Raw genomic sequence first — 25,655 nt, forward strand, 5'->3', positions numbered from 1 at the left:
TCATCATTTGATGAAACGCCTTCTTTTGTTAGCGGCCAATCTTCTTTTTGAGGGCAAGAATATTTGTTTCTCCTGGATGGAATTCGTTTTCTGTATTGGCGATGACGATAGTGGCCACTCCGTTCCCGATAATATTAGTAATGGCACGGGCCTCGCTCATAAACTTATCTACACCGAGCAGGAAAGCAAGCCCCTCTACCGGGATTTTATGAAGAGCGGTCAATGTAGAAGCCAGTACGATAAATCCACTTCCTGTCACACCTGCCGCCCCTTTAGAGGTCAGCATCAGTATCCCTATGATACTTAACATCTCTGGCAAGGATAAATGAATGTTATAGAGCTGTGCTAAAAAGATAACGGCCATAGAGAGGTAAATAGAAGTACCATCCAGATTAAAGGAATAGCCGGTCGGAACTACCAGACCTACAACGGATTTACTGCAACCTAGCTGCTCTAGTTTTTTCATCACTGAAGGTAATGCCGATTCGGATGAGGATGTTCCTAAAACCAGCAATAGTTCTTCTTCAATGTATTTAAGAAAACTAAGGATACTCAGGTTAAAATACCGCATAATTGATCCCAGGATAATAAAGACAAACAGGGCCATAGTCAGGTAGACAGTCCCCATCAATTTACCAAGGGGAATAAGTGTTTGTAAGCCAAACTTACCAATCGTATATGCCATTCCTCCAAAAGCCCCCAGGGGTGCCAGGTACATGACATATTTTAGTCCCCCGAAGACTAACTTTGAGGCTTTGCTCAGTACACCTATAACCTGCTGACGCCTGGAATAGAAGTTAAGTGCAATACCAGTCAGGATAGCAACGGCCAGTACCTGCAGGGTCAGATTGTCCATAAAGAACTTCCCCCAGTCAAAGGCCGCGCCGGATGCCGCTGCTTTTGTGTATTTGGAAGGGTCTTGTATGTTCAGACCAGTCCTGTCTATGTGACCTGGTCTGATCACATAAGCAGCCAGTATACCTATAGCGAGGGCAAAAGTTGTGACGATTTCAAAGTATAACAGAGATTTTATACCTATCCGTCCTACTTTTTTCAGATCACCCATGGTACTTATACCAAGGACGATCGTAAGAAATATAATCGGAGCAATGAAGAGTTTGATAATATCGACAAATGTCTTACCTACAATTTCCATTTTTATGGCCAGTGCGGGATTTACAGTTCCAAGTATTATACCTGCTACTATGGCAATCAGTACCCAAAAGGTAAGATTGGTAAATAGTCTTCTGATAAAGCTCTTCTTTTGTGGTTTAGGTGGTTGGGCTGAAGTAATTTCCATATATAAGCGTTAAAAATAGCAAATTTAGATGACTGATTTTTAACTCTTAAGGGGGAGAAAGACCAAACCCTTCATAATTACCAGGATGGTAATTATGAAGGGTTTGGTTTATGTTTGATCTGTTGTTATTTCGGACGGTGTGCTTTCATCCAGTTATCTACTGAAAATGGACCAGAACCAACTATCCAGAATAAAACGAGTAGCAGCAGTACAATAATAGACAGCCATAGCTCTGAATTAAGGAAGGAGAAACCTTTAGAGATATTGACAAAGAAAATCGCTCCTAAAAGGATTGGAATCTGGATCACTGAAGCAAAACGTGTAAGCAGTCCCATCAGGATGAGTAATCCGCCTACCAGGTGTGCGAATGCGACAATATGGAGGACAGCAATGGCCATTAACCCCGAAAATCCCAGGGTATTATGTTGTAAGATCCATTCCTGCTGTACGCCTGTGTCACTGATAAACGCAATTCCCTTGCTTAGAATGAGTAGTCCAAGAACAATGCGGATTACGTCGAGCCATTTGGTCTGATGTATATCTCCCCAATGCTCTATTTTTTGAACCATATTCATATAACCTCCTTTTTAAGATACTATTGATTTGGTTATATTAAGTTAAGCATAAATTATATTTAAAACACAAATAATTGGATATTAATTATTTGTGTTTTAAAGTTCTTTGCCTTGATTTTAAGGGAGATAGTCGATTATTTTTTCAATCAACTCGCTTTCTTTATAAGGTTTGATCAGGTAGTCGTTCAGACCTGAGGCTATGTAGTTCTGATGTGATTCCGGGGAGATCTGACCCGTTATCGCTATAATAGGTGTTCTGCATTTTTTAGCATCATGATGTGTGCGGATCTTTTGAGTTAGTTCAATCCCGTCCATACCTGGCATTTCTATGTCGGTCAGTACCAGGTCGTAATTGTTTTTTTCAAATGCTGCCAGGGCTTCTATTCCATTGGTAGCCGTATCGAAACTAATATCCAGTTTATTAAAGATCATTTTAATAACCAGCAGATTCATGTTTGCATCATCAACAACCAGTAGATGAACATTCCTGAAGACATCTGTTGGCAGTGCTGAATTTTCCTCAGCTGTTAAATTCTCTTGTTCTGCAATAGCATAAGGGATTTCCAGCTGGAAGGTTGTGCCTTTTCCCGGTTCACTGGTTACGGCTATTTTTCCATGATGAAGGTCTATCAGTTTTTTACAAATCGGCAGGCCTAATCCCGAACCTTTCTGCCAGTCCATCCGCTTGTTATTAATTACCTGTGAGAATTCATCAAAAATATAAGGTAACTCTTTCTCAGAGATTCCAATACCGGTATCGATAACCTGTATTAATAATTGAATGTGGCCTGGAGTATTTCTCCTGGTACTGACCTCAACAGTGATTTTTCCCCGATCCGTAAATTTAACGGCATTGGCAATGAGGTTAACCATAATCTGTTTAAGCCTGTAAGGATCACCTGTCAGCAACAGGTCAGGTGTGTCTTCCTGGTTCAGTATAAGTTCAAGGCCTTTCTGGCTGGCCAATACTTTTGTGGCTGCTACGATATCTGCCAAGGTACTTTTATAGTAAAAAGGGGTTTTGGAAAGGGACAATTTTCCAGTTTCCATCCTCGAAAAATCAAGAATTTCATTTACTGCAGCTAACAACATCGAGGAAGAGGTATCCAGCAGATTTGCCATGGCGGCCTGTTCCGTATTCAGAGGTGTAGATTTTAACTGCTCAGTGGTGCCCAGAATAGCATTCAGCGGGGTTCTCATCTCATGGCTTATACTGGTGAAAAACCTCGATTTAACGATGACCTGTTCGGCTGCGAGTTTATTTGCTTTGACTATTTTATGGTAAGCCCTGTATAATCTGATCATTAATAAGATGATAATGATCAGGGAGATTATATTAATCAGGAAATTAATCTTTCCGGAGGTACCGATTACTTGCAGCGAATGCCGCGCTCTGTCTTTCAGCGCTGTTTTACGGGCTTGCTGAAGCTGATATTCACGCGCAGAGAATTCGCGGAAAAGCAATTTAATGTTTTGCAGGATCTGTTCGTTCAGTTTGAGAATAGCGCGCTCGTTTTCATTCAGAAGTTTGTGGTTCCCACGTTGTTTTTCCAGGAGGTTTCTGTAGAAATTTTCGACATCGTCCAACTGCTTCTTAGTATAAAGGTGCTTGTCATCTGTGCCCCGTATATAAATAGTTTCTACATTATTAGTCCTGACTGTATCTTTTTTATCCTCCTTATTTAATATAGCACTCTTTAAACGTTGGAAAAACTTTGTTTTTTTTACTTCAGGAGCACTTTTAACAACCTCCGTTTTAACTGTTTTTTCGATAGTCACTTTTGGCCGTGGGACTACCAGGGCGGCAGGGGGGGTGATATGATCGGTATTGACCTTCAGACTAACTGACATCAATGAATCTGTCATTTTTTTAATACTGGCGTAAAGCAGAATTTGTTTATTTTTTTTGGCGATATCAGTAGAAATATCAGAGGTGACATTTTTGATGTCCTCTTTAGAAAATTTTTCCAGTAGAGAAGAGATGTGCTGTATGCCTTGACCATACTTTATATAGTATTCCTTTTCCCAAAGGGAGGTATACAGTCTGAAGTTGTTCTCTGTTTCCTGTATGGTCAGGTTAATATTATCCAGTTCGTGTATTTGTTCATTATTGACCTCACTCTGGAGGCTTGTATCCTGAAGTGCTTTTTGCTCAGTATATTGATTAAAGGATACTCTTAACAGGATAATGATAAATAAGACAATAATAATCAGAATGACTATAAAGGAGAACTGCTTGTTTTTCATTAGTATAATTTTTTGGTGTGTATGTTATCCATACTTAGAGAGCTTGCTAAAGCTCTGCCTGATCTGGTTTAGCAGATCTGGCAATACGGAATTTGATTTGGTTCAGGTTTATTTAATATTCTTCTTCGCAGGTGATGAAGCTGCTGATGAGACGAAAAATATTATCATTTATTGTATTTGAGCGTAATTTGTAACTGTAGGGGGAATTCATTTTTTTTATGATTTTATAGGGAATAATCAGATTTGAAAAACAGGATATTTCATTTATTGCTGTTTTATTGAGATCTTGGCAGGATTATCCTTTATGTTTTAATTTACACATTCAGATGTCAGATTTTCGTTTAGAAGTTTTTTATACCGTGGCCAAACGATTAAGTTTCACCAAAGCAGCATCTGCCTTGTTCATTACACAGCCGGCTGTGACTAAACATATCCATGAACTTGAGCAGCAGTATGATAATAAATTATTTGAACGTAAAGGTAATAAAATCCAGCTAACAGGTGCCGGAGAACTTTTATTAAAACATACTGAGCTTTTATTTGATATCTACCGGAATATTGATTTCGATATGAACGCATTGGTGCAGAAAAAGGAAGGTATTTTGCATTTAGGTGCAAGTACAACAGTTTCCCAATATGTAATAGCGCCAATGCTGGCTGGATTCAGAAATAAATTCCGCGGTATAGAGCTCAATCTGATTACTGGTAATACTGAACAGGTTGAAAAGGCATTACTGGATAAGGAAATACAGTTGGGTATCATAGAAGGTAGGTCCAGACATCAGGAAATCAGTTATATTGAATTTATCAGGGATGAGATTGTATTGGTTTGTGGCAAAGATCATCCAATGGCTAAAAAATCTGAACTGAGTAGAGAAATGTTGCTGGAAAACTCTTTCGTGATGCGGGAACAGGGATCGGGTACGCTTGAAGTTATTGATTATGCACTCAAAGAAATAGGGGTGAGGGCTGCCGATCTCAAAGTTGAAATCCAGCTGGGGAGTACCGAGAGCATCAAGTCTTATCTGATGCACTCTGATAGTCTGGCATTTATCTCTGTGCACGCTTTGACAAGCGAACTGCAAAGTGGATTGCTGAGGATCGTTGATGTTTCAGGATTGACTATAGAACGTAATTTTTACTTCATTCATCTCCATGGAAAACTGGATGGCTTGTCTGAGGTTTTTCTCCGTTATGCGAGACTATTCCATAACCTGAAGTAATGGGAGATTAATTTTATCAATTTGACCAGCCTGCTCAGTGAAGGCATCTTTGTATGAAAAATAACAAAGATTATGGAACTGAGCCTGAGTACACGCAAAATTATATTTATTGCAGCAGCATTATGTTGTCTGCTGCCTTTTATGTCTCCACCCTTAGCTTTATTACTTGGATTAATAATTGCACAATTAATGGAACACCCTTTTCTTCATCTTAACCATCAAGCGACCAGCTGGTTGCTGAAACTGGCGGTTATCGGACTGGGATTTGGAATGAACCTGGCTTCAGCACTGAAAGCGGGAAAAGAAGGATTTTTATTTACTGTAGTATCCATCTTTGGTGTCCTTATACTTGGGTTTATATTGGGTAAAGTATTTAAAACAGAGCGTAAAACATCATTTCTGATTTCTTCCGGGACAGCAATCTGTGGAGGAAGCGCGATTGCAGCATTATCTCCGGTAATGAAAGCCGGTGAAAAAGAGATATCAGCAGCCTTAGGTATAGTGTTTATTCTTAATTCTGTAGCCCTATTTGTCTTTCCAGGTATCGGCCATGCCTTTAATTTATCTCAAAGCCAGTTCGGACTTTGGTGCGCCATTGCTATTCATGATACCAGTTCGGTAGTGGGCGCAGCAAGTAAATATGGGGAACAGGCGTTACAAATTGCAACAACGGTCAAACTTGCACGTGCTTTATGGATCGTTCCGGTTGCTTTTTTTACAGCTTTTCTTTTCAAAAGTGACCAGAATAAAATTAAGGTTCCTTATTTCATAGGCTTGTTTATACTGGCCATACTAGCCAACACTTATTTACCTTTTATAAAAACTGTATCTCCTTATCTGGTTGACCTGGCAAAAACAGGGCTTACACTGACGCTGTTCCTGATCGGAAGCGGATTATCTTTTAAAGTAATCAAATCAGTCGGAATCAAACCATTTTTTCAGGGCGTATTGTTATGGATTGCGATCTGTTCAGCATCCCTTTGGGCCATTATGATATTTGCTTAAGTAATTATTGCGCAAACGTTTTAAAATATGTTTCAAAGCGGATATCGCAAAATTTTGTGAACAAAATAATTCCGTGTCGACTATTTTTTATTGATGTTTAACTGGAATTACAATGTAACTTCTTGATTTTAAACGAAAAAACATTTAATATTTAATAATTATTGTGTAATCATATCAAACGTTTGCGTATACTTTATAGTTAATATATAATCTGGCTATTTATAGATTGCTTAGTATAATGTGTTGTGTTTTAACATGATATCCTAACCTAATCAAAACCTTATGAAAACAAAATTATTATTATTGATTCCAGTACTGGTCAGTTTTATGGCTTGTAAGAAAATTGCCGGCACCGATGTTGGTGGCGGAGGTACAACAACGACGACAACTGCAGATGGCTATAGCAGTGATCATATCCATAATCTAAACCTCATCTATTTTGTCCCTAACGATCTTGATACCCTGCCAGGATATCAGAAACGTTTAAGTGACCTGATGCTTTGGGGACAGAAATTTTATAAAGACGAAATGACACGTAATGGTTATCCTGATAAAACCTTTGGGATGTTTGTGAATAGTGCAAACCGTGTGAAAATTATTGTAATCAGAGGTACAAAGCCTAAAAGTTCTTATCCATATTCTGGTGGATCAGGAGCTGTTTCTCAGGAAATTAATGCCTATTTTGCTGCGCATCCTGCCGATAATACCAGCGAGCATACGCTGGTAATTATGCCGCGTTATGAATTTAAACCAGATGGAACGCCTAGCGGAGGTCCGTTTTACGGAACTGGAAAATGGTGCTATGCACTGGATTACGAGGGACTGGATATCAAGAACCTGGGTAAAACAGACGCGGATGGTAAACGTTTCAGTGTTTGGTTTGGCGGAATGATGCATGAGCTTGGACATGGTTTGAATTTGCCGCATAACTGTCAGAAGGTATCTGAGAATGAGACCCTGGGTATGGCATTGATGTGGGCTGGTAATGGTACATTGGGAATCTCGAAGACCTTTCTAACAGCTACTGATTGTGCCATATTAAATGTGAATCAAATCTTTAATAAAGATAACAAAACATATTATGGGCCTGTTAAAGCATCAATCACAAAAATCCATGCTGATTATGTGGCTGCAAAATCAGCAATTGTAGTGTCTGGTAAATTTAATTCGGATACTAAGGTGAATAGTGTTGTTTATTATAATGATCCTAATGTAAATAATGAAGGTACTGGTGTTAATCACGATTATAATGCAGTTACCTGGGAATCAAAAGCAATAGGAGTGGACAGTTTTTATGTAGAAATGCCAATCTCCGAATTTAAATATAAAGATGGCAGTCCTTATGAACTGAAAGTAAAGCTGGTTCATGACAATGGAAATGTCACAGAGACAATTTATAATTATGAATTTGTAAATGGTATTCCTGTGTTAAAATTTAGCAGCAGAGATGAATTTAGTAAACAGGGCTGGAATGTGATTAATGTGAGTTCACAGGAGACTGCTGCTGAAAATGGAAATGCCGCTAATCTGATTGATGGCATGGGAAATACTTACTGGCATTCGCAATATTCAGGTACGGTAGCAGTTTACCCTCACTCTTTTACTGTTGATATGGGGACTGCTAAACTGGTCAGTGGTTTCAGTATCTCACAGCGAAGTGGTTTACAAAGAGCTGTAAAAGATTTTGAGATCCAATACAGTACTGATGGCCAGAATTTTGTTTCGGCCGGATCTTTGGTGCTGGCGAATGCAAATGGAGCACAATACTTTAGCTTGCCATCTAAACAGAGTCTGCGTTATATTAAACTGATTGCAAAATCTTCTTATGATGGACAGTCATTTGCCGCGTTGGCCGAGGTCGGTGCCTATTAATATTTATTTCATAACATTATAAATTGAAAAAGAGGATGTCCAGGTTTGGGCTCCTCTTTTTTGGTATTGAACGCTTGGTTTGGATGTGCTTTGGTTCGGGTTTCGTTCGGGTTTTGTTCGGACTTTGTTCGAAGATCCTTCGAACGGGGCTGAAGAAAGTCCGAATATAAACCGAACCATTTACCCGTCAGGGCAAACCCTGAATTCAGGTTAACCAGTTACTGGTGCAAGCCTATGAATAATAGCTGTCTTTAATTAATAAATACCTGTTTTATGTTTTGCGAGTGAAGATGTCTGTGCCGGAGTAAGATCAAAATGATCTGCCACAAGCTGGATAGGGTTGGCATTCAGCCAGGTATTGAGTGAGATTTCCTGGTACTCACCAGCATTGAAAAGTATAATCAATTTTAATGTTTCTGTGCCTGTATTCTCAATATAATGACCATAACCTTGTTTAATGAACGAAACCATTCCTTTTTTGTAAGCCATGGTCTTCACACGGCCGTGTGATCCGAAAATACTTACATTTCCTTTACCACTGATTACATATTGCCATTCGTCTGCATTTGGATGCCAGTGCAGCTCACGGATAGCTCCAGGTTCTATATCCATGCGTAATGCTGTTAAAGTGGTCTGGATAGGGAATTCTTTGGAGGACACTTTTTTAGTAAAACCTCCGTTGAATTTCTGGTAAACTCCATCAGTTTCCATGCGGAATTTGTGGGCAGAATCACTGGTTGGAATATTGGGATCTAAGTTTTGCGGTTTTGGTCCAGTTGCGATTTTTCCAGTCCCTATATAAAGTTCTTTACGTGGGAAAGAAGCAAAAGTACTGGCTGGTAAAGCCGAATTCCGTGCAAGTATTTCCGGAGAAACATGGCTTATCCAGTCTGTTGAGCTGAAGGTTCCGAATTCGGAAAAATGACCGTTGTCAAAGCCAAGCAGGAATTTGCAGGATTGATCACCCAGACACTGCAGACAATGACCATGACCTTTAGGAAAATACCAGATATCACCCTTTTCAAAATCATCAGTTGATGTCGTTCCGTCTGGAGAAACGACTGTTGTACGTACTTTTCCTTCTAAAACGTAAGCCCATTCTGCAGCAATGGAGTGCCAGTGTAATTCACGGAAGCTACCTGGGGTTAAACGCATAATTACACCTGCAATGCTTTGTGACACCGGAAATTCTTCAACAGTTGCCTCTTTAGCTGTTCCTCCGGTTCCGGTCCAGCCTTTACTTCCATTTTCAATGTCATAGACGAAATCTTCTAATTCTTCCTGTGGGTTTTGCATAGTCTTTTCCTTTAATGATTTTGTGGATGCACCGGCTTTTTCCGGAACTAATAAATTTAAACTTGTTGCTGCTGTTACCAGGCCAAGCGTTGACAGTGATGCTGCGGAAATGAATCCGCGTCTAGTAGTTGCCATAATTTTAAGATTAATGTTAGACAAATATAGAATTGAATTATCACAATTCTAAATAAAACATCATATGTTTGTGTTAACATCATATGTTTGTGACAAATGTCTTGTGGTTGTTTAAGTGACTATGTCGACTGGAAAATATCGGGTTTAAGATCATTTTAGTCGAAATTAATGTCTGTATTTATGATGTTTGAAATAAACATCGTATGTTTGTCGGAAAGCATATATTTTGAATAACTCCACAAAACTTTACGAAAGAGTAATCAGCCTGATCAAGGAAGATATAGCTCAGGGGAAATATAAAACAGGGGAGAAAATACCCTCAGAACCTGAATTAATGAAATTATACGGGGTAGGCAGGTCAAGCATCAGAGAAGCCATCAAAATTTTGTCTATTTCCGGTGTTTTAAAAGTGCAGCAGGGCTCTGGTACATTTGTAAATAATAGTTTCCAGGAAGTAAGTGTTGAACAAAAATTACGAAGAGCTGATTTTGATGACGTCAATGCAGTGCGGAGTATGCTGGAAAAAGAAATCGTCAAACTGGCGACACAAAATCGTACGGAAGAACATCTTAAAGAGATCGAATGTTGTCTGGAAAAACGTAAAATAGCTATCCAGGCAGAGAATCATGAAGCGTGTGCCGATGCTGATATTGCTTTCCACATGGCAATTGCGGGAGCTTCTTTAAACCCGGTACTGTCCGATCTGTATTATAGTTTTACCCAGGTGATGCGTAATTTCTTTTTAGCAAGGGAGAAACAGGGGATCAGTCGTTTTGCCATGAACCATCATCTTCACGAGGAGTTGTTTAAGGCAATTAAAAGTAAAAAGCTTAATCAATCCCAGCTGGTATTGCAAAAGATCCTGGATAACAATTATTAAAAGGTAAAGGTTCTTTTGGATGAAGACCCTTTACCTTTTTTTTCGTATTTGATTACTGTGCTGCATCTATATAAGCAGACGCAATTCTGATTTTCTTTACAATTTGTGTTACCTGAGAAGAATCTCCACCATAAACTCCCCATTTAGGATCGCACAAATCACTGTCCAATGTTCTGCAATTTAATCTTTGTTTACCATTGGAAAGGGTTTGCTGAGTTCCGTTATACCAGAATTCTATGAATCCAACAGACGCATCTTTAGATAATTTCATCCGGAGTACGAACTTCTGCCAGGTTCCTGTTGCCAATGGAATAGACCATGGTACTGTAGCCACATGATTTTCATCAAAATGCTGTAATTCGAGTTTTCCATTCACTGTATGGAGCATGATCGGATGATTAGCACTTGCTGTGGCTGTTGGATAAGCTTTCCACTGAAATATGGCTTCTGTTTTTAAAGTAACGGGCATATATACTTTACTGGTCCAGCCAATATAAATATCATCCCCTTCAACTCCCTGGAAATTCTTTGCACCATGTCCTTCAGCACGATGGCTTCCAACGGGTTTCAAAAAATTCCAGCATAATGTTCCGGTTTCATCCTTAACGGTAGACACGGCTCCGTTTTGTTCGACGTTAATGTCTTTCCATACATTATTGGCGCCATTGCTGGCATCTCCATTAAATAGTATACTGGAGGCCGCATTAGGAATAATCTGGCTGCTGTTTGCTGACTGTACAGCATTGTCATTTTGTTTTTTGCAATTGGTCAGTGTGAAAACGCAGCCCATTGCTAATGTAATTCCGATAAGATCAATTTTATTCATCATAGAGTAGTTAAATTACCGTCAATGTAAATATATTCTGTGAATGAATTACTATTACGAAAAAAAGAGTCAGAACGGAAACCGGTCTGACTCTCCAGGAAGATGATCTTGAGTATTAATCTCTCTCTCTTTAATTGATAACTGTGGCGATTTTTGATTTTAAAGGAATATTGCTGGAATCTAAACCAGGTGTCTGTCCATGCATATCGAATTCTAGTTTCACCTGCGGACCAAAGAAGAGGCAATGTGTGGAGCCTCCAAAATGAAACATCCCCAGCTGTTCACCCTTTTTTACATGCTGTCCTTCATAAACTGTAATCTGACAAGATGAAACTTCTGCCATTCCTACTGGCATAATACACATCAGGCCTATGGCTGGATTATCAGCTTCAATAAATATCAAGGCTCTAGTTGCCAGTTCGGTGATATATCCTTGTGAGTCATTCGGGCCAGCCGGATCATACCCTTCTGACAGGGCCTCAGCATAGTAAGTACCGTCCTGCACATAAGCTTTGACTATTTTGCCGCTGACCGGGCTATGCCAGCGATGATAACTTAAAGCACTGAGAAAGGCCTGGTATACAGTCCCCCCAACAAAGCTGTCTAATAGTGGGTCATTAGCCATCATATGTTCGAGTGAATAAGGCTGAGCTTTGATCCAGAACTGATCATGTTGTTTTACATTTTTCGCAATTCTGTAGGGAGCCGATTCACACGCGTTTGTGATAACTGCATCATTATCAGGATCTGCTAATGGACGCTGACCTTCTCTGAACTCTCTTGTAAAGAAGTCATCCCATGATTTAAAGCCGTGATGTTGCTTGGCCGGATCACATATAAATTCCTGATCGAAATCTGGCATAGCTTTTTTTGCATCTGCACCAAACCAACCGGTTTTCGGATCTTTATTTAATACGTAGGTTGAATCTTTGGAAGATAAAAAGATTGCCCATTCGCTTAGAATTCTTTTGAGCTGCCAGTTAACTTTTTCATTCAGGAAAGCTGCATAACCTGCTGTAGTGCCCATAGACCAGTCAAGAATAGCATTGATAGGAAATCCAACAAGCCCTGTTTCATTGAACTCAGGTGCTTTTGTCATTATCCTGTTCATCAGCCTGAGCATGAGGTGATAGTTCCTGACCTGGGGGGCACCCGCAGGATTCTTTTTGAATTTCTTCGGAACCTCTTCGAACATAAGGTTGAACCACATAAAGACTTCTGCATCACTTTCGATGAACTCCTTGAATTCTTCTATAACCGGTAACAGTGGTCTTTTATCCTTTTCAACTTCTGCAATCAGATCCCGAAGCCAGTTTTGCAGGATAGTCTGATCAGAAGGAAGCCATTCGCCAACACGGAATGGGGCCAATTTTTCAATAGCTGTTGTTTCCATAGCATTTTTTTTTGAAGCACTATGAAATTAAGTAAAGCTGAAAGATTAAACCCGTTCTTTTATATTCATTTTCTGTTCATTTATTTTGTTAATTATCAGCATCAAACAAATAACCACTGTAAGCAAGACCCTTCGCTACACTGGTGAAGTTGTCTCCTGAATTTACCGGAATATGTGGAAACCTGGTCTTGAATAGATTTTGTATACCACCAACCAGGGAGCTTCCGCCAGTAAGGAACAAACTGTCAATTTCTTCGGCTCTGATATTGTTCTTCAGCATAAATTCGTCCAGATAAACACTGATCTTTCGGACATCTTTTTCAATAACAGCCGCATATTGTTCCGCAGAGATTTCTTCATTGATCTCTATGCCCATATTGGAATAGGTAAATGGTGAAACCGGCTGATCGGACAGTGTGATTTTTGTTTTTTCGATAGAGCGGAAGACAGAGTAACCCAGGTTATTATCGATTAGTGTAATCAGATTTTTGAATTTTCTGTCTTTCTTTGAATAGTGATAATAGTCCTGTAAGTCTTTTTGTATCCGGAGTCCGTTAAAAAAATTCATTTTATCCCAGGTACAGATATTGGCGAAAAGGGACATAGGAACAGTTAGTACTTTTCCAGGGGTAGCTTCATACAAAGTATTCTTTCCAAAATATGGAGTGCCTTTATCCCACATAAATGCAGAGTCAAAACTATCTCCACCAATGTATATACCACCAGAGGCAATCATATCATTTCTCCTGTCTTTGCTGCCTACGTTTTCGGGGTCAAGGATCAGGTAGGTGAAATCTGTTGTTCCTCCGCCTAAATCGGCAACCAGTACTTTCTCTTTTTTACTGATTGTTTTCTCGTAGGCAAATGCTGCACCAATCGGTTCGAATTGAAAACGCACTTCATTGAAACCGGCATTTTCTGCTGCCTTACTTAATCTTGTCTGGGCCAATGTATCTTTTGATGCACTGTCATCATCAAAAAATACGGGTCTTCCAATAATTGCCTTCTGGCAATCGTATCCAATGATTTTATCTGCTTTTGCTTTAAGGTCTTTAAGAATTAAGGCAACCAGGTCAGAAGCGTTATATCTTTTATTGTGAATCCTTGTTTCTATAAAACTGCTCCTGGATAAGATTTGCTTAATAGATTTAATAAACCGGCCCTTCATGTTGTCTTCAAGATAGGCAGTAATTGCATTTTCACCTACAACATAATTGGGTGACTCGGTTGTGCCTGGTTCTTGCTGGAAATATAAAAGGGAAGGGACTGTGATTGTGGTGATGATTTCTTTTTTTTCTTCATCATAAATAGAAAGTGCAGAATTGGTTGTTCCAAAATCAATTCCATATAGAAACTTACTCATTGCAAAAGGGAAATATTGATTGATAAAATGATCTTAATGAAGTATTTACAGCAGCCTGTGGACCAGAGTCTCTTTATTATACTGTGTTTACCGCCTGTAAAGGTAGATTTTTAGACTAATATCTATGTGTTAAATATGGAATTTAACTAGATTTAATGGTGTTTGAACTGGACTATCCCGATTATAGGATTGGTCTACCAGACGCTCTTCTGGCTTGTTTAAATTTGTATGACCTGCCGGAAATATCAGAAATCCGGCAGGATCAATCTGTATGATACAAGAAGAAAAAACTATAATTAATAACCTGTTCGAATTTTGGAACTTTGTTGGGAATAGTTCTCAGACCATTTTATTTAACCCTGACTTTAATGCTGTTATTCCCGGGGAATCAGACTGGCCGAAAAGGGTATTCAACCTGGGCAACGGAACGGATCCTGAAGGTTCAATATTTAAGGATTTATCTGTGCAGATCCGTGAGAATAAATTACCGGATATGCTGACACTCACAGCTTCTATGGGTTCACATTATAAGGAGGAATTAACAGAAGCGGGTTTTAAACCAAAACTTAAACAATTGGGGATGATCATTGATCTGGCAGAGATAAAGTTTCCTGAGGTGACAGCGGAAATTGATTTCAGAGCAGTGGAAAATGCCGGGGACGCGGATTGCTTTGCCTCAATTGCCTCCCAATCTTTTAAATATAAAGTTGATGGCCGTATTGTAGCATCACTATTGCATCAGGAAAATAGTCCTGGATTATTCATTGGTTATGAAACGGACAGACCTGTGGCTTGTGGATTAATCTTTTATGATCAATATGGATTTGCCGGCCTGCATATGATCGGGACCTTACCCGAATTCAGGGGGCGGGGCATGGCTGCCGGTGTAACTGTTCATTTGCTGAAAGAATGTATTAAAGCACACAGAAAATATTGTGTACTGCATGCTTCAGCAGCTGGAGAGCGGATTTACAGTAAATTAGGTTTTAGGCCTGTAGAAGAAATCAATACCTATTCTTTAGCAGTCTGAACCTGGTAAAGAAAGTCATTGAAGGTAGTCTGAGCTGGCTCAATGACTTTCTGTAGCTTACCAGTTTCCCTGATCTGACCAGGTAAGTTATCAATAGGGTAATCAGCATGATGATTATTTAACAAGATTTGCGAAACGCTGATAAAAAGCAGTTGGGCTTTTCTCATGCTTTGGTTCATATTTTCCGGCAATAATTGGTAAATAGATGACGCGCCTGCGGCTGGCTTCACCTGTTACGGTTGATTGTGCAACGCGGTGCCATAAGCGTCCGTCATGAATGGTCAGATCACCTGCTTCTGGTGCAATAGCAACTTCATTAACGTCGGCATTCGTATTCAGAAAGTATTTTTTCCGGAAAAGCATATGGTAAAGACTTTGGTTATGTGTACCAGGTAAAATTCTGAGGCCACCATTTTCCGGTTTTACATGACTCAGGTGTATACCGACATTCAGCATAGGATTTAATCTTGTACCCTGAAAAATGTCACGCAGACCATCAGTATGCCAGCCCATTTGTGTGAACTTACTTTCAGGGCCGTTTACATAGTGGTTTAATACCATGCCGTCTTTTTCTGAAGTGCCTAGTCTTGCTCCGGGGCCGATAAGTTCTAATAATGTTTTAAAACGGGGGTCAAGTGTAAGTTCAGTAAAGAGGGGGTGATGCTGATTGATAAAGGCAAACCGTTGTACTATTGTTGAGCCGTCTAAGTCTTTTCCATATTTTATGGGAATTCCATTTACTTTAATCTGTTGCTTCTCTATCCATTTTTGCTGTACCAGTGAGGATGCCTGTATAATGTCATTCACTGTTTCTGGTTTGATAAAGCGTTTAAAATGAATAAAGCCATTTTGATTGAAAAAGTCTTCTTGTTCGGCTGTAATGACAGCGCCCAGGGTAAATTTTGGATATGAAGAGTCCATAACAATAAGTTTTAAATTGTTTACAGTAGAGAATTAGCTTAAACCTTTTGAAGATTCAGGGGGGATTGGTTAATCAATAAGGATGGGAGAGATTAACAGCAACAACAATAATAGACGGCCCTTTGAGAAAAGGGCATTCGCATGGGGAATGCAGAATATATATGTTGTGAAGTTGTCATATCTAAAATATAGTCTACTTATTTAGTAGACTATAAAAGTAGAAGAAAATATTAGAAATATGAAATTTATTTTAATTCTTTTTTTTAGTGTCTGAATAAACTGGCACTAATCCTTTCTATCAATGATTTAGGTAAATGGTTTGCACCAAAAGCGGAGAGTTTATTTAAGAAACCAGGAATAATTTCTGATTTTTTGTTAAACATACCTTTGAGTCCGATCCGGGCAACTTCTTCGGGTGGAGTATTGAATTTGTTTGCCAGGTCAGTTAGCGCATCCATTCCCGCACGACTTGCAAATCCGGTATCAGTAGGGCCGGGGCAGAGGCAACTGACAGAAACCGGAGAGTTTTTTAATTCAAAACGCAGTGCCCGGCTGTAAGAAAGAATAAATGTTTTGGTGGCGGCGTAGACTGCCAGTGTAGGTAATGCCTGATAGGCTGCCGTACTGGCTATATTTAATATATAAGCCTGTTTCTGTTGTTTTAAAACAGGTAATAACAAATGAGACAGCTCTACAACTGCATTGATATTTAATTGAAGCATATTGAGCTGATCTGCAAGAACCAGATCTTCAAAATTGCCCCATAAACCGAAACCGGCGTTATTGATCAGAATGGAAAGTTGTGATGTCTGGTTTTTACACCAGCCGGCTACTTCTTTAGAGGCATTATTACCGGAAAGATCAATTGCAAGATAGGATACCCTGACCTGATACTTGTTTTGAATCTGGATCGATAATTCTTCAAGTTCTGTCCCGGAACGGGCAATAAGGAGTAAGTTATAACCTGTACTGGCAAGTAGCAGGGCCATGGATTTTCCAATGCCTTTGCTCGCCCCTGTGATTAATGCATATTCATTCATATTACCGGCTTCATTTGCCCTAAAGGTATTATCTTTTTAGTATACGGCCGGAAATATATTTATTCTACAGTGAGGTCAACGATTCCCATAGAACCTTCTCCTGCCAGAGGATTACAGCTCCAGGTAGCGACCCCGAAAATATTGAGACCATTTTCTTCTATTTTAATAGGTTTCTGATCCATTGGCCCGGTCATCAGGTATTCATTACTCACTAGCATACGGGCAATCCATTGTCCTTCATGACTGGTAATGACAATTGATCCGTTTTTAGGTTTCAGGGATTTATCGATAATTAACAATGCACCTTTCGAAATCCCACTTTGAAACATGTCACTATTGTGCATTTCAAAGTAATAGGTATTACCGGGGTCTTTAACCAGTCTCTGAATAATATGTAACCTGCTCTCTAAATACTCATCTACAGGTGAAATGAAGTTGGTCAACTGTCCCTGATTCTCTATAGATTCAAAGTCTTCGTTGTGATAAAGAAAGTTTTTCCTAAGCATAATTGATAAATAAAAACACTAACAAATTTAGTTTAAATATTTGTATTGGCTAAATATTTTACTAAAAAAATTAGTGTTTATTATGCTGGATATCGGATCAGCTCAAATTAACTGATTGATTTTCCAAATGGAGAGAAAGCCAGGTTCATGAGTTTAAAGTGTTGTCTTCCAAAAGGAATACCGACAATGGTAAGACATAATAGTATACCGAAAAACAGGTGAGTCAGCGCAATCCAAAAACCACCAAAGAGCAGCCATATGATATTCATGATGGTAGAAAGACAACCTGTATTGGATGATGTGTCCGTAATCCTGACCCCAAAAGGGGCAAGGCCGACAAAGGCAAATTTAAAACACTGTAATCCGAATGGAATACCTATGATGGTCAGGCATAAAATCAATCCGCCAATAATATATTCGAAAAAGATAAATATCCCTCCAAAAACAATCCATATAATGTTACCTATTAAATTCATTTTGTATTTTTATAATTAAGATGGAAAATGATAAGTTTAGTTACAGTAATTAAAATTTTCTTGTTTACTGAGAAGAACCATAGTCCAATAGAATCAAAATTAAATTTTATATCCGAAAGTTATGCCGAAGTCAACATCAGAAATCCCGGTTTCATGTCTGGATTTTTTGAAATCATTAGCAGAAAATAATAACCGTGACTGGTTTAATGCACATAAAGACGAATTTATTGAACAGCAGTCATTTATAGAGAATTTTGCAGATGAGCTGCTGCGGGAGTTGAATGTTCACGATGTCATAGAAACGCAATCAGGTAAGAAAAGTCTTCAGCGTATTTACAGGGATACGCGGTTCTCGAAGGACAAGACACCTTACAAAAATAATTGGAGTGGTGGTTTTGCAAGAGCTACCAAACAAAAAAGGGGAGGGTATTATTTCCATATAGAGCCGGGCAATAGCTTCATAAGTGGTGGGTTCTGGGGGCCTGATACACAAGACTTAAAACGTATCCGTGAAGAGATCAGCGCAGATCCTGCTCCACTTAGAAAGATATTAAATGATAAATCTTTCATATCAACATTCGGTGTTTTAAAGGGAGAACAGCTGAAGACAACCCCTAAAGGATTTGATGCGTCCGATGAAGCTATTGATCTGCTGCGTTACAAGCAGTTTTTATTGAGAAGGAAATTTACAGACGAGGAAGTAACAGATCCTTCTTTTGTAAAGGAGGCTGGTCAGACGTTTAAGAATATGCGGCCTTTCTTTGATTATATGAGCGAGGTGCTGACTACTGATATCAATGGACTGGCTATTTGAGAGGTGGTTTGGGAAGAGGCGTTAACACTAATTAACAGTAGATAACTTTGGTTTAACAAAAAGATATTTTTTGTACGCTATTCTTGTAACAGAATTAGTAATACTGAATCAAACAAAGATCAATTATATTAATATGATGAAAAAATATTTTATCCCTCTTTTGCTGCTGGCAATTTCCAGCACTGCTTTTGCGCAGAAAAGCTCTTCAAACTACAAGTATAGCATCAATTTAAATGATGTGGTGGAAGATAAGCTACAGGTTACTTTACTTACACCAAAACTAAAGAGTGGTGAAGCGGTATTTCATCTTCCTAAAATGGTTCCTGGTACTTATGCTATTTATGATTTCGGGCGTTATATTTCGGCCTTTAAAGCTTTTGATAAAAAAGGAAATCAGCTGAAGGTTAATCAGACAGATTTGAATTCCTGGAAAATATCTGATGCCGGAAATCTTTCAAAAATCACTTATATGGTGGATGATAGCTGGGATAGCCCTGAAATTAAAGGGCCCGAAATCTTTCAGCCGGCGGGAACTGATATAGAAAAGGATAAGGTATTTGTGATCAATAATTTTGGTTTCTTCGGTTATTTTGACGGAGAGAAAAGTATTCCGTTTGAGGTAACAGTTACCAAACCAGCAGCTTTCTTCGGTTCGACTTCTCTCCAGGCTAATCACCTGAATCCAACTACTGATCAGTATAACGTTCCTGATTATTACAGTCTGGCTGATGCACCCATCATGTATAATAAACCTGATACAACGGTTTTACATATTGGCGGAGCGGATATTTTAATCTCTCTGTATTCACCTAATCAAAAGGCTACTTCTGCGGATATTGCTAAAGGACTGAAAAATATGCTGGAAGCACAAAAAGAATATCTTGGAGGAACATTACCGGTAAATAAATATGCGTTTATTATAAGTTTAACAGACAATACACATATCAGGAGCTATGGTGCTTTAGAGCATTCTTATTCTTCTTTCTATTTCTTACCCGAGTCTTTTAATCCTGCACAGCTGGCTGAAACAGTTAAAAATACTGCTTCCCATGAATTTTTTCATATTGTAACTCCGCTGAGCATTCATAGTGAAGAAATTGGTGCATTTGATTACGATCATCCTAAAATGTCTGAACATTTATGGATGTATGAAGGGCTTACAGAATATGCTGCTCATCATATGCAATTGAAGTATGGGCTGGTTGATTTCAATAGTTATCTGAAGACTCAGGCCGAAAAGTTAAATGAAGCAATGCATTTTAACGATACACTGGCTTTCACCCGTATGTCTAAAGGTGTACTGGATACTTTTGCGAATCAGTATAATAATGTTTATGCAAAAGGAGCCCTGATCGGACTTTGTCTTGATATTAAACTTCGTCAGTTGTCGAATGGAAAATATGGAACCCAGAATTTGATGAAAGACCTGTCGAAGACTTATGGAAAAACAAAATCTTTTAAAGATGACGAGTTGTTTGCGACTATTACCAAACTGACCTATCCTGAAATCGGGGATTTCTTAAATAGCTATGTAGCTGGTACTAAAAAACTGCCTTATAAGGAGATTTTTGCCTCTATAGGAGTGGATTATGAACCCTTTATAAATGTTAAAAAAGCAAATTTCGGAAAAATGGGGCTGGGTTATAATAATCAAACCAATAGATTGTTTGTGGCAGATACAACAGGGATGAACAGTTACGGGAAGAAAATGGGTTATCAGAAAGGTGATGAACTGGTAAGTATTAACGGTCAGAGTATCCCTGAAATTTCAAAAGTGAGGCAATTTCTGGATAGTGTACGTACTAATCTAAAAGAAGGTATGCTTACTGTAGTGGTATCGAGAAAAGATAGTAATGGCAAGGCGGCTGAGGTTAAGTTGAGCCAGCCGGTTGAGGTTCAGGAAGATAAACAATACAATATTCTTAAAGAATATCCGGTATTGACTGATGAGCAGAAAAAGTTGAGAGCAGCCTGGTTAAACACTAAGGTTTAATCAGATTGTATTTGAGTTAAAATTACAACAGCAAAGCTGGGCATTGTCCGGCTTTGCTGTTGTATGGTATTAAGCAAGGCTATTCGGATCCTTGATTTTTTTGCGAAAAGTAAGGGCTGTCATTCCGGTCTCTTTGAGAAAAAACCGGGAAAAGTAAGAATGGTTCTCAAAACCAAGATCGTTGGATATTTGCCTTACATTCAGTTCACTAAAGTACAATAGTCGTTTAGCCTCTGTGATAATTTTATACTTTATCCAGAATGAAACTGTAGAGCCGGTAATCTTCTTTAAGGATTCATTAAGATAAGGCTCGGAAATGTGAAGCAGATCGGCATAATCCGAAGGACTTTTATAATTTCTAATGTTTTCATTCAATAGTTTCCTGAATTTCATAGAGAGTTCGACTGGTCTTGAACTACTCATATTGAAATCAGGAGAAACGCGGACGTTACTTGCAACCATTTCAAAGAATGCGCGGATTAACGAATGAAGTACATTTAAATTTACTCCCGCCTGAGGGCGATTTGCTATTTTACCATGTATGATATGAAGGAGGTTGTCATAGTCTTCCAGGTCATTTGACGTTAATGTAACTGGCTCCTGGAAACCTAACCAACTTTCCAAAGCATTCCTGCATTCTGTGCTTACTAACGAAGGATCTACAGCAACGAACCATCCGTTTGCCTTGAATGTTTTAATCCGATAGTGAACCTGCTCAGGTAGAATATAATAGAGTTGATTCGCTTGAACTGTTTTTTCTTCAAAATCTACAATCGTTGAGCCGGAACCTTTCAACATAATGAAAAATATATAATGATCGTCCCTGTGTGCATCTGAATACTCAGGCTGCCTGTAATCTATATCCTCTTGAGTAAACGGTTTAAGCTGAAATCCCAGATCAGTTCTGTCCTGTAATTTATGTACTGGAATAGTATTCATTAATTCAAAAATAGTGTTTTTATTCAGGTATTTTTAAGGCTGAAGCCCTAGTAATTTATCTGCATTTCCGTGTGCAATTTTTGCCACTTGTTCTGGTGGAAGCTGAATTCCGTTCAGAAAGTCTATGCCCATCTGATTGCTGCTGAATGGATAATCTACAGAGAGCATAATATTGTCTATACCGATAGTGTCCAGTGCAATCTGAAGTGGGGGCTGTGTAAAAAATCCACTTGTAGTGATATAAAGCTGTTGTCGGAAAGTGTCTATAAGCGTGCGCTGATTCTGTCCGCCATTGCCAGGTTGAAATGATTTGTTCGATCTGTCCCACATGATTGGCAACATTTCGCCCATATGACCTATAATAATCTTTAATTTGGGGTAAGTATCAAAGATTCCTGCAACCAAAAGACGTAATACATGAATGGCCGTTTCTGAATGCCATCCCCATCCCCAGCAAGCAATAGGATCAAAAGGACCAGTATTATTGCCTATGTTACTATAATAAGCATCCATTACTGCATCTGGCGGAACTCCCGGATGAATATAGATTGGGACACCCAGTTTTTCAGCTCTTTCAAAAATGGGAGCAAATTTGGGGGCATCAAGAAAATCGCCATTAGTTAGTCCCTTAACCATTGCACCGCGAAACCCATAAGTTTTCACTGTGCGTTCAAGTTCATCTGCTGCTGCTTCTGGGGCAGTCATCGGAAGATGTGCAAATGCGGTAAACCTCTCAGGATGGTCTTTAATCTTCTCAGCCAGCAGATTATTATATTTTGAAGCAAATTCAGGTGCCAGAGTACTGTCTAATAAGTTTACATCTGTATTTTCGACAGAGAGTACCTGCATAGATATGCCTGAATCATTCATAGAATTCAAACGTTCACCAGTTATATCAACCAGTTTTGGCATCATTAGGGTTGCGGCACCTGACGGCTTTTTATTCCCCAATATGTCGGCGGGTATAAGCTTTGTCATCTCTGGAAATGATACGTGTTCTTCTAATGTTACTATTCTCATTTTTAGTAATTTAAATTGAATGTAAAGGAACAATAACAAACTTAGGTAATCAATAATGAACTCGCGGTAACTATAGCACAATTCGCGGTAATAACTTTGCAGCCGATAATTATAGATTATACTATATTTTTGTGACTAATGAAGGTGATCCTAATACTATGTATGAAATACTAAAAGCACATATAGACAAAGTAATACCACTCAGTGATGATGAATTTACCTTTGTAAGTACTCATTTTACCATTAAAAAGTTTAAGAAAAATCAGTTTCTTATTCAGGAAGGGGAGGCTGTAAGGTATTCTTACTTTGTGATTTCAGGTCTGTTAAAGCTAGTACATACGGATGATATGGGTAGCCAGCATATTGTTTCTTTCGCTATGGAAGACTGGTGGGAAAGCGATTTTCAAGCTTATCACAAGCAAAGTAAAGCGACAATGTCTTTACAGTGCGTTGAAAATACTGAAGTGTTCTGCCTTTCACTCGAAGATTACCAAAAGGTATGTGCAGGCCTTCAAAAGATGGGACATTTTTTTCTTACGAAAGCGAATAACGGGCACATTGCATCGCAGCAGCGGATATTGTCTTTTCTTACCTCCAATGCGAAGGAACGTTACGCACGACTCGTTAAACAATATCCTTCATTAGTTCAAAGGGTACCTAAAACCCTGCTTGCTTCTTATCTGGGTGTTTCGCGCGAAACCCTGAGCAGACTTTGGCGTGCTTCTTAGTCTTATTTCGATTAGTTTATATTTGTGATGTTTGTCACGCAAAAATAGAGGGCTTGACCTCATCTTTGTCATGTACAATTTTTAACAACCGTCGTACCTGCAGGGAGACATCAAGAACAAAGAAATGGAAAAACAAGTAATTAATCCCTGGAAATGGCAGGACGAACGTAGTTATGCGCAGGCTGTTGAAGTGAAGAATGTAGAAGGTACGCTCTATTGTTCCGGGCAAACAGCGATAAGTGCCGATGGTATATCAAGTACGGAAGATATGCAAACCCAGTTAATTCTGGCACTGAAGAATTTGGAACAAGTCATTCATGAGGCCGGATACGAATGCAAAGGTATTGTGCGGTTGAATATTTATACTACCTCGACAGCAGAGCTTTGGCCTTATTTTGGTATTTTCCAGGAATGGATAGCTAAACATGGCATTAAGCAAGCGCTTACTTTATTGGAAGTGAAAAGTCTTTTTGAAACATTAAAAGTTGAGCTTGAGGCGACAGTGGTGAAATAAGCTGATTCCATAGACTGTGTTGTCTTTTTAAGATGCACAGTCTACTTGCTAATAAATGGTTTGTGAGATATGTAAGCTTTATTCATGGTTTGTTGCACTTTGTATAGCCGGGTAGCCATTTCAAATCTTTCTTTATAAGTGCGTTTTAAACCTTCTTTCAAAAGTTCTATTTCTGCCTGATCAAATGTCTGTTTGGTTTTTTCCATAATTTATTGATCTTTTGACTATACTCAAAATTACATAAAATTCTGTCAGTAGCAATACGTTTTATTACGGTAAGGAAATCGGGTAGTGCCTATCTGCCGGTAATCCTTTTTCTGTGATCCACGCCCCATTCTGATAGTGCTTTAAGAACTTTTTCCAATGTGAGGCCATATTCGGTAAGCTCATATTCAACACCTATAGGTTGGGTATTTAAAACAGTTCTTGTGATGAGCTGATTAATTTCTAAATCTTTTAATTCACGACTTAACATTTTGCCCGAAATCCCATTTATCTCACGCAGAAGATCTGTGAATCTCATTTTATTTAAAAAAAGTGCAGCTACAATTGTAATCTTCCATCGACCATTTAAAATATCCATGGCATCATGTACAGAAAGTATTTTCTTACCGCATTTTTCTGTTATTGTTGGGAGATTCTCATCCATGATATGTTAGTTAGTATACTTTTTGTCACTGTTACTTTTGGTAACTGTATGACAAAAATACATAATGCGTTCTTACTTTTGGTCCATTAATTAATTTTTTAAAAATGGTCTTACTAGAAGCGTTGAATTGGCGATATGCCACAAAAAAAATGAGTGGACAAGTTGTTCCACAAGACAAGCTTGATTACATTTTAGAAGCAGCCCGGCTTGCTCCATCTTCATCGGGTTTACAACCTTATCGTGTTTTTGTAATTTCTAATAAAGAATTATTAGAAAAAATAAAGCCTATAGCTTACAACCAAAGCCAGATTACTGATGCTTCACATTTATTGGTTTTTGCGGCCTGGGATGGTTATAGCTTAGCTAAAATTGAAGATATCTTTAATAAGATTATTGCTGAAAGAGGTTTACCTGCGGATGCAATGGATGATTATAAAAAGACACTTTGGGGAATGTATGAGCCTCTTGGGCAGGAATGGCATGCAAACCATGCTGCGAGACAAGCTTATATTTCATTTGGTCTGGCAATTGGTGCTGCGGCAGAGCAAAGGGTTGATGCTACTCCAATTGAAGGCTTTTTACCACCTGCTCTGGATGAATTATTAGGTTTGAAAGAATTGGGCTTGAAGAGTGCAGTGATATTAGCGCTGGGTTACAGAGATGAACCGAATGACTGGCTGGTGAATATGAAAAAGGTTAGAACTCCAAAAGAAACCTTTATAACAGAAATCATTTAGTTTACGGAGAAGGTTAAAAAGTCTTAAACAAAAAAAGGCGACGTCTGGAGCAACGTCGCCTTTAATTAAGAAATGAATCTCGTACACCCAATAGGATTCGAACCTATGACCTACGGTTTAGAAAACCGTTGCTCTATCCAGCTGAGCTATGGATGCGTTTTCCGTTGTTGGAG

26 protein-coding genes and 1 tRNA gene are annotated in these 25,655 nt (G+C 38.8%); 10 read left to right on the plus strand and 17 right to left on the minus strand.

Features of this window, described 5'->3' with window-relative positions:
* Positions 1–28 precede the first annotated feature (28 nt).
* The 3 genes from HDF25_RS20820 to HDF25_RS20830 all read right to left on the minus strand — a co-directional run bounded on the left by HDF25_RS20820 (position 29) and on the right by HDF25_RS20830 (position 4,122).
* A complete protein-coding gene (locus HDF25_RS20820; RefSeq protein ID WP_184628332.1) occupies positions 29–1,300 on the minus strand; it encodes a cation:dicarboxylate symporter family transporter in 1,272 nt (423 codons plus the stop codon).
* 125 nt (positions 1,301–1,425) lie between these two features.
* On the minus strand, positions 1,426–1,875 hold the full coding sequence (locus tag HDF25_RS20825) for a DoxX family membrane protein (RefSeq protein WP_184628333.1): 450 nt from the start codon (positions 1,873–1,875) through the stop codon (positions 1,426–1,428).
* Positions 1,876–1,992: 117 nt separating this feature from the next.
* Positions 1,993–4,122 carry an ATP-binding protein gene (locus HDF25_RS20830; RefSeq protein ID WP_184628334.1) on the minus strand — a complete coding sequence of 710 codons (2,130 nt, stop codon included), beginning with the start codon at positions 4,120–4,122 and terminating at the stop codon, positions 1,993–1,995.
* A 326-nt stretch (positions 4,123–4,448) separates the two neighbouring features.
* Here HDF25_RS20830 and HDF25_RS20835 point away from each other — a divergent pair, with 326 nt between their 5' ends.
* The 3 genes from HDF25_RS20835 (at position 4,449) to HDF25_RS20845 (ending at position 8,222) form a co-directional block, all read left to right on the plus strand.
* Positions 4,449–5,345, plus strand: a complete 897-nt coding sequence (locus HDF25_RS20835; RefSeq protein ID WP_184628335.1) for a LysR family transcriptional regulator — start codon at positions 4,449–4,451, stop codon at positions 5,343–5,345.
* A gap of 72 nt (positions 5,346–5,417) precedes the next feature.
* The gene (locus HDF25_RS20840) at positions 5,418–6,350 is read left to right on the plus strand and encodes a YeiH family protein (protein WP_184628336.1); all 933 of its coding nucleotides are present in this window, start codon (positions 5,418–5,420) and stop codon (positions 6,348–6,350) included.
* Between the two features lie 282 nt (positions 6,351–6,632).
* Positions 6,633–8,222, plus strand: coding sequence for a discoidin domain-containing protein (locus HDF25_RS20845; RefSeq protein ID WP_184628337.1), 1,590 nt, complete (start codon positions 6,633–6,635; stop codon positions 8,220–8,222).
* A gap of 255 nt (positions 8,223–8,477) precedes the next feature.
* Here HDF25_RS20845 and HDF25_RS20850 read toward each other — a convergent pair whose 3' ends face one another.
* Positions 8,478–9,653 carry a cupin domain-containing protein gene (locus tag HDF25_RS20850; RefSeq protein WP_184628338.1) on the minus strand — a complete coding sequence of 392 codons (1,176 nt, stop codon included), beginning with the start codon at positions 9,651–9,653 and terminating at the stop codon, positions 8,478–8,480.
* 226 nt (positions 9,654–9,879) lie between these two features.
* Here HDF25_RS20850 and HDF25_RS20855 point away from each other — a divergent pair, with 226 nt between their 5' ends.
* Positions 9,880–10,533, plus strand: coding sequence for a FadR/GntR family transcriptional regulator (locus tag HDF25_RS20855; RefSeq protein ID WP_184628339.1), 654 nt, complete (start codon positions 9,880–9,882; stop codon positions 10,531–10,533).
* Between the two features lie 52 nt (positions 10,534–10,585).
* Here the strand turns inward: HDF25_RS20855 and HDF25_RS20860 are convergent, their stop codons facing one another.
* The 3 genes from HDF25_RS20860 to HDF25_RS20870 all read right to left on the minus strand — a co-directional run bounded on the left by HDF25_RS20860 (position 10,586) and on the right by HDF25_RS20870 (position 14,115).
* Positions 10,586–11,362, minus strand: coding sequence for a polysaccharide lyase (locus tag HDF25_RS20860; RefSeq protein WP_260409428.1), 777 nt, complete (start codon positions 11,360–11,362; stop codon positions 10,586–10,588).
* Positions 11,363–11,489: 127 nt separating this feature from the next.
* Complete coding sequence (locus HDF25_RS20865; RefSeq protein ID WP_184628340.1) at positions 11,490–12,752, minus strand: phosphatidylserine decarboxylase family protein; 1,263 nt, start codon at positions 12,750–12,752, stop codon at positions 11,490–11,492.
* Positions 12,753–12,840: 88 nt separating this feature from the next.
* Positions 12,841–14,115 carry an Hsp70 family protein gene (locus HDF25_RS20870; RefSeq protein ID WP_184628341.1) on the minus strand — a complete coding sequence of 425 codons (1,275 nt, stop codon included), beginning with the start codon at positions 14,113–14,115 and terminating at the stop codon, positions 12,841–12,843.
* A gap of 271 nt (positions 14,116–14,386) precedes the next feature.
* Between HDF25_RS20870 and HDF25_RS20875 the strand changes: the two genes are divergently transcribed.
* Positions 14,387–15,145, plus strand: a complete 759-nt coding sequence (locus HDF25_RS20875; RefSeq protein ID WP_184628342.1) for a GNAT family N-acetyltransferase — start codon at positions 14,387–14,389, stop codon at positions 15,143–15,145.
* Here the strand turns inward: HDF25_RS20875 and HDF25_RS20880 are convergent.
* The 5 genes from HDF25_RS20880 to HDF25_RS20900 all read right to left on the minus strand — a co-directional run bounded on the left by HDF25_RS20880 (position 15,127) and on the right by HDF25_RS20900 (position 18,088).
* Positions 15,127–15,270, minus strand: coding sequence for a hypothetical protein (locus HDF25_RS20880; RefSeq protein ID WP_184628343.1), 144 nt, complete (start codon positions 15,268–15,270; stop codon positions 15,127–15,129). The genes HDF25_RS20875 and HDF25_RS20880 overlap by 19 nt on opposite strands.
* Entirely contained in the window at positions 15,260–16,066 is an 807-nt protein-coding gene (locus HDF25_RS20885; RefSeq protein WP_184628344.1) for a phytanoyl-CoA dioxygenase family protein, read from the minus strand. Before HDF25_RS20885 ends, HDF25_RS20880 begins: the two co-directional genes overlap by 11 nt.
* A gap of 263 nt (positions 16,067–16,329) precedes the next feature.
* Entirely contained in the window at positions 16,330–17,106 is a 777-nt protein-coding gene (locus HDF25_RS20890) for an SDR family NAD(P)-dependent oxidoreductase (RefSeq protein ID WP_184628345.1), read from the minus strand.
* A gap of 59 nt (positions 17,107–17,165) precedes the next feature.
* Positions 17,166–17,612, minus strand: coding sequence for a S24 family peptidase (locus HDF25_RS20895; RefSeq protein WP_184628346.1), 447 nt, complete (start codon positions 17,610–17,612; stop codon positions 17,166–17,168).
* A 107-nt stretch (positions 17,613–17,719) separates the two neighbouring features.
* The gene (locus tag HDF25_RS20900) at positions 17,720–18,088 is read right to left on the minus strand and encodes a YccF domain-containing protein (protein ID WP_184628347.1); all 369 of its coding nucleotides are present in this window, start codon (positions 18,086–18,088) and stop codon (positions 17,720–17,722) included.
* Positions 18,089–18,209: 121 nt separating this feature from the next.
* On the opposite strand from HDF25_RS20900, the gene HDF25_RS20905 reads away from it, so the two are divergent.
* Positions 18,210–18,902 carry a DUF2461 domain-containing protein gene (locus tag HDF25_RS20905; protein ID WP_184628348.1) on the plus strand — a complete coding sequence of 231 codons (693 nt, stop codon included), beginning with the start codon at positions 18,210–18,212 and terminating at the stop codon, positions 18,900–18,902.
* Positions 18,903–19,035: 133 nt separating this feature from the next.
* The gene (locus HDF25_RS20910; protein WP_184628349.1) at positions 19,036–20,895 is read left to right on the plus strand and encodes a peptidase M61; all 1,860 of its coding nucleotides are present in this window, start codon (positions 19,036–19,038) and stop codon (positions 20,893–20,895) included.
* A 69-nt stretch (positions 20,896–20,964) separates the two neighbouring features.
* Here HDF25_RS20910 and HDF25_RS20915 read toward each other — a convergent pair whose 3' ends face one another.
* Positions 20,965–21,834: a helix-turn-helix domain-containing protein gene (locus HDF25_RS20915; RefSeq protein ID WP_184628350.1), complete on the minus strand. Its 870-nt coding sequence runs from the start codon at positions 21,832–21,834 to the stop codon at positions 20,965–20,967.
* A 33-nt stretch (positions 21,835–21,867) separates the two neighbouring features.
* The gene (locus tag HDF25_RS20920) at positions 21,868–22,854 is read right to left on the minus strand and encodes an amidohydrolase family protein (protein WP_184628351.1); all 987 of its coding nucleotides are present in this window, start codon (positions 22,852–22,854) and stop codon (positions 21,868–21,870) included.
* A gap of 158 nt (positions 22,855–23,012) precedes the next feature.
* Here HDF25_RS20920 and HDF25_RS20925 point away from each other — a divergent pair, with 158 nt between their 5' ends.
* Together HDF25_RS20925 and HDF25_RS20930 are read left to right on the plus strand one after the other, a co-directional pair.
* The gene (locus HDF25_RS20925) at positions 23,013–23,582 is read left to right on the plus strand and encodes a Crp/Fnr family transcriptional regulator (protein ID WP_184628352.1); all 570 of its coding nucleotides are present in this window, start codon (positions 23,013–23,015) and stop codon (positions 23,580–23,582) included.
* 124 nt (positions 23,583–23,706) lie between these two features.
* Entirely contained in the window at positions 23,707–24,096 is a 390-nt protein-coding gene (locus tag HDF25_RS20930; RefSeq protein WP_184628353.1) for a RidA family protein, read from the plus strand.
* A gap of 41 nt (positions 24,097–24,137) precedes the next feature.
* On the opposite strand, the gene HDF25_RS20935 is transcribed toward HDF25_RS20930, so the two are convergent.
* Together HDF25_RS20935 and HDF25_RS20940 are read right to left on the minus strand one after the other, a co-directional pair.
* Positions 24,138–24,302 (minus strand): hypothetical protein, encoded by a 165-nt coding sequence (locus HDF25_RS20935; protein ID WP_184628354.1) that lies wholly within the window; start codon positions 24,300–24,302, stop codon positions 24,138–24,140.
* An 89-nt stretch (positions 24,303–24,391) separates the two neighbouring features.
* Positions 24,392–24,745 carry a winged helix-turn-helix transcriptional regulator gene (locus HDF25_RS20940; protein WP_184628355.1) on the minus strand — a complete coding sequence of 118 codons (354 nt, stop codon included), beginning with the start codon at positions 24,743–24,745 and terminating at the stop codon, positions 24,392–24,394.
* Positions 24,746–24,849: 104 nt separating this feature from the next.
* Between HDF25_RS20940 and HDF25_RS20945 the strand changes: the two genes are divergently transcribed.
* Complete coding sequence (locus tag HDF25_RS20945; protein WP_184628356.1) at positions 24,850–25,482, plus strand: nitroreductase family protein; 633 nt, start codon at positions 24,850–24,852, stop codon at positions 25,480–25,482.
* An 82-nt stretch (positions 25,483–25,564) separates the two neighbouring features.
* Here HDF25_RS20945 and HDF25_RS20950 read toward each other — a convergent pair.
* Positions 25,565–25,638 (minus strand) — tRNA-Arg (locus HDF25_RS20950).
* Positions 25,639–25,655 lie beyond the last annotated feature (17 nt).

The sequence above is a fragment of the Pedobacter cryoconitis genome, from assembly GCF_014207135.1.
Classification (GTDB): Bacteria; Bacteroidota; Bacteroidia; order Sphingobacteriales; family Sphingobacteriaceae; genus Pedobacter; species Pedobacter cryoconitis_D.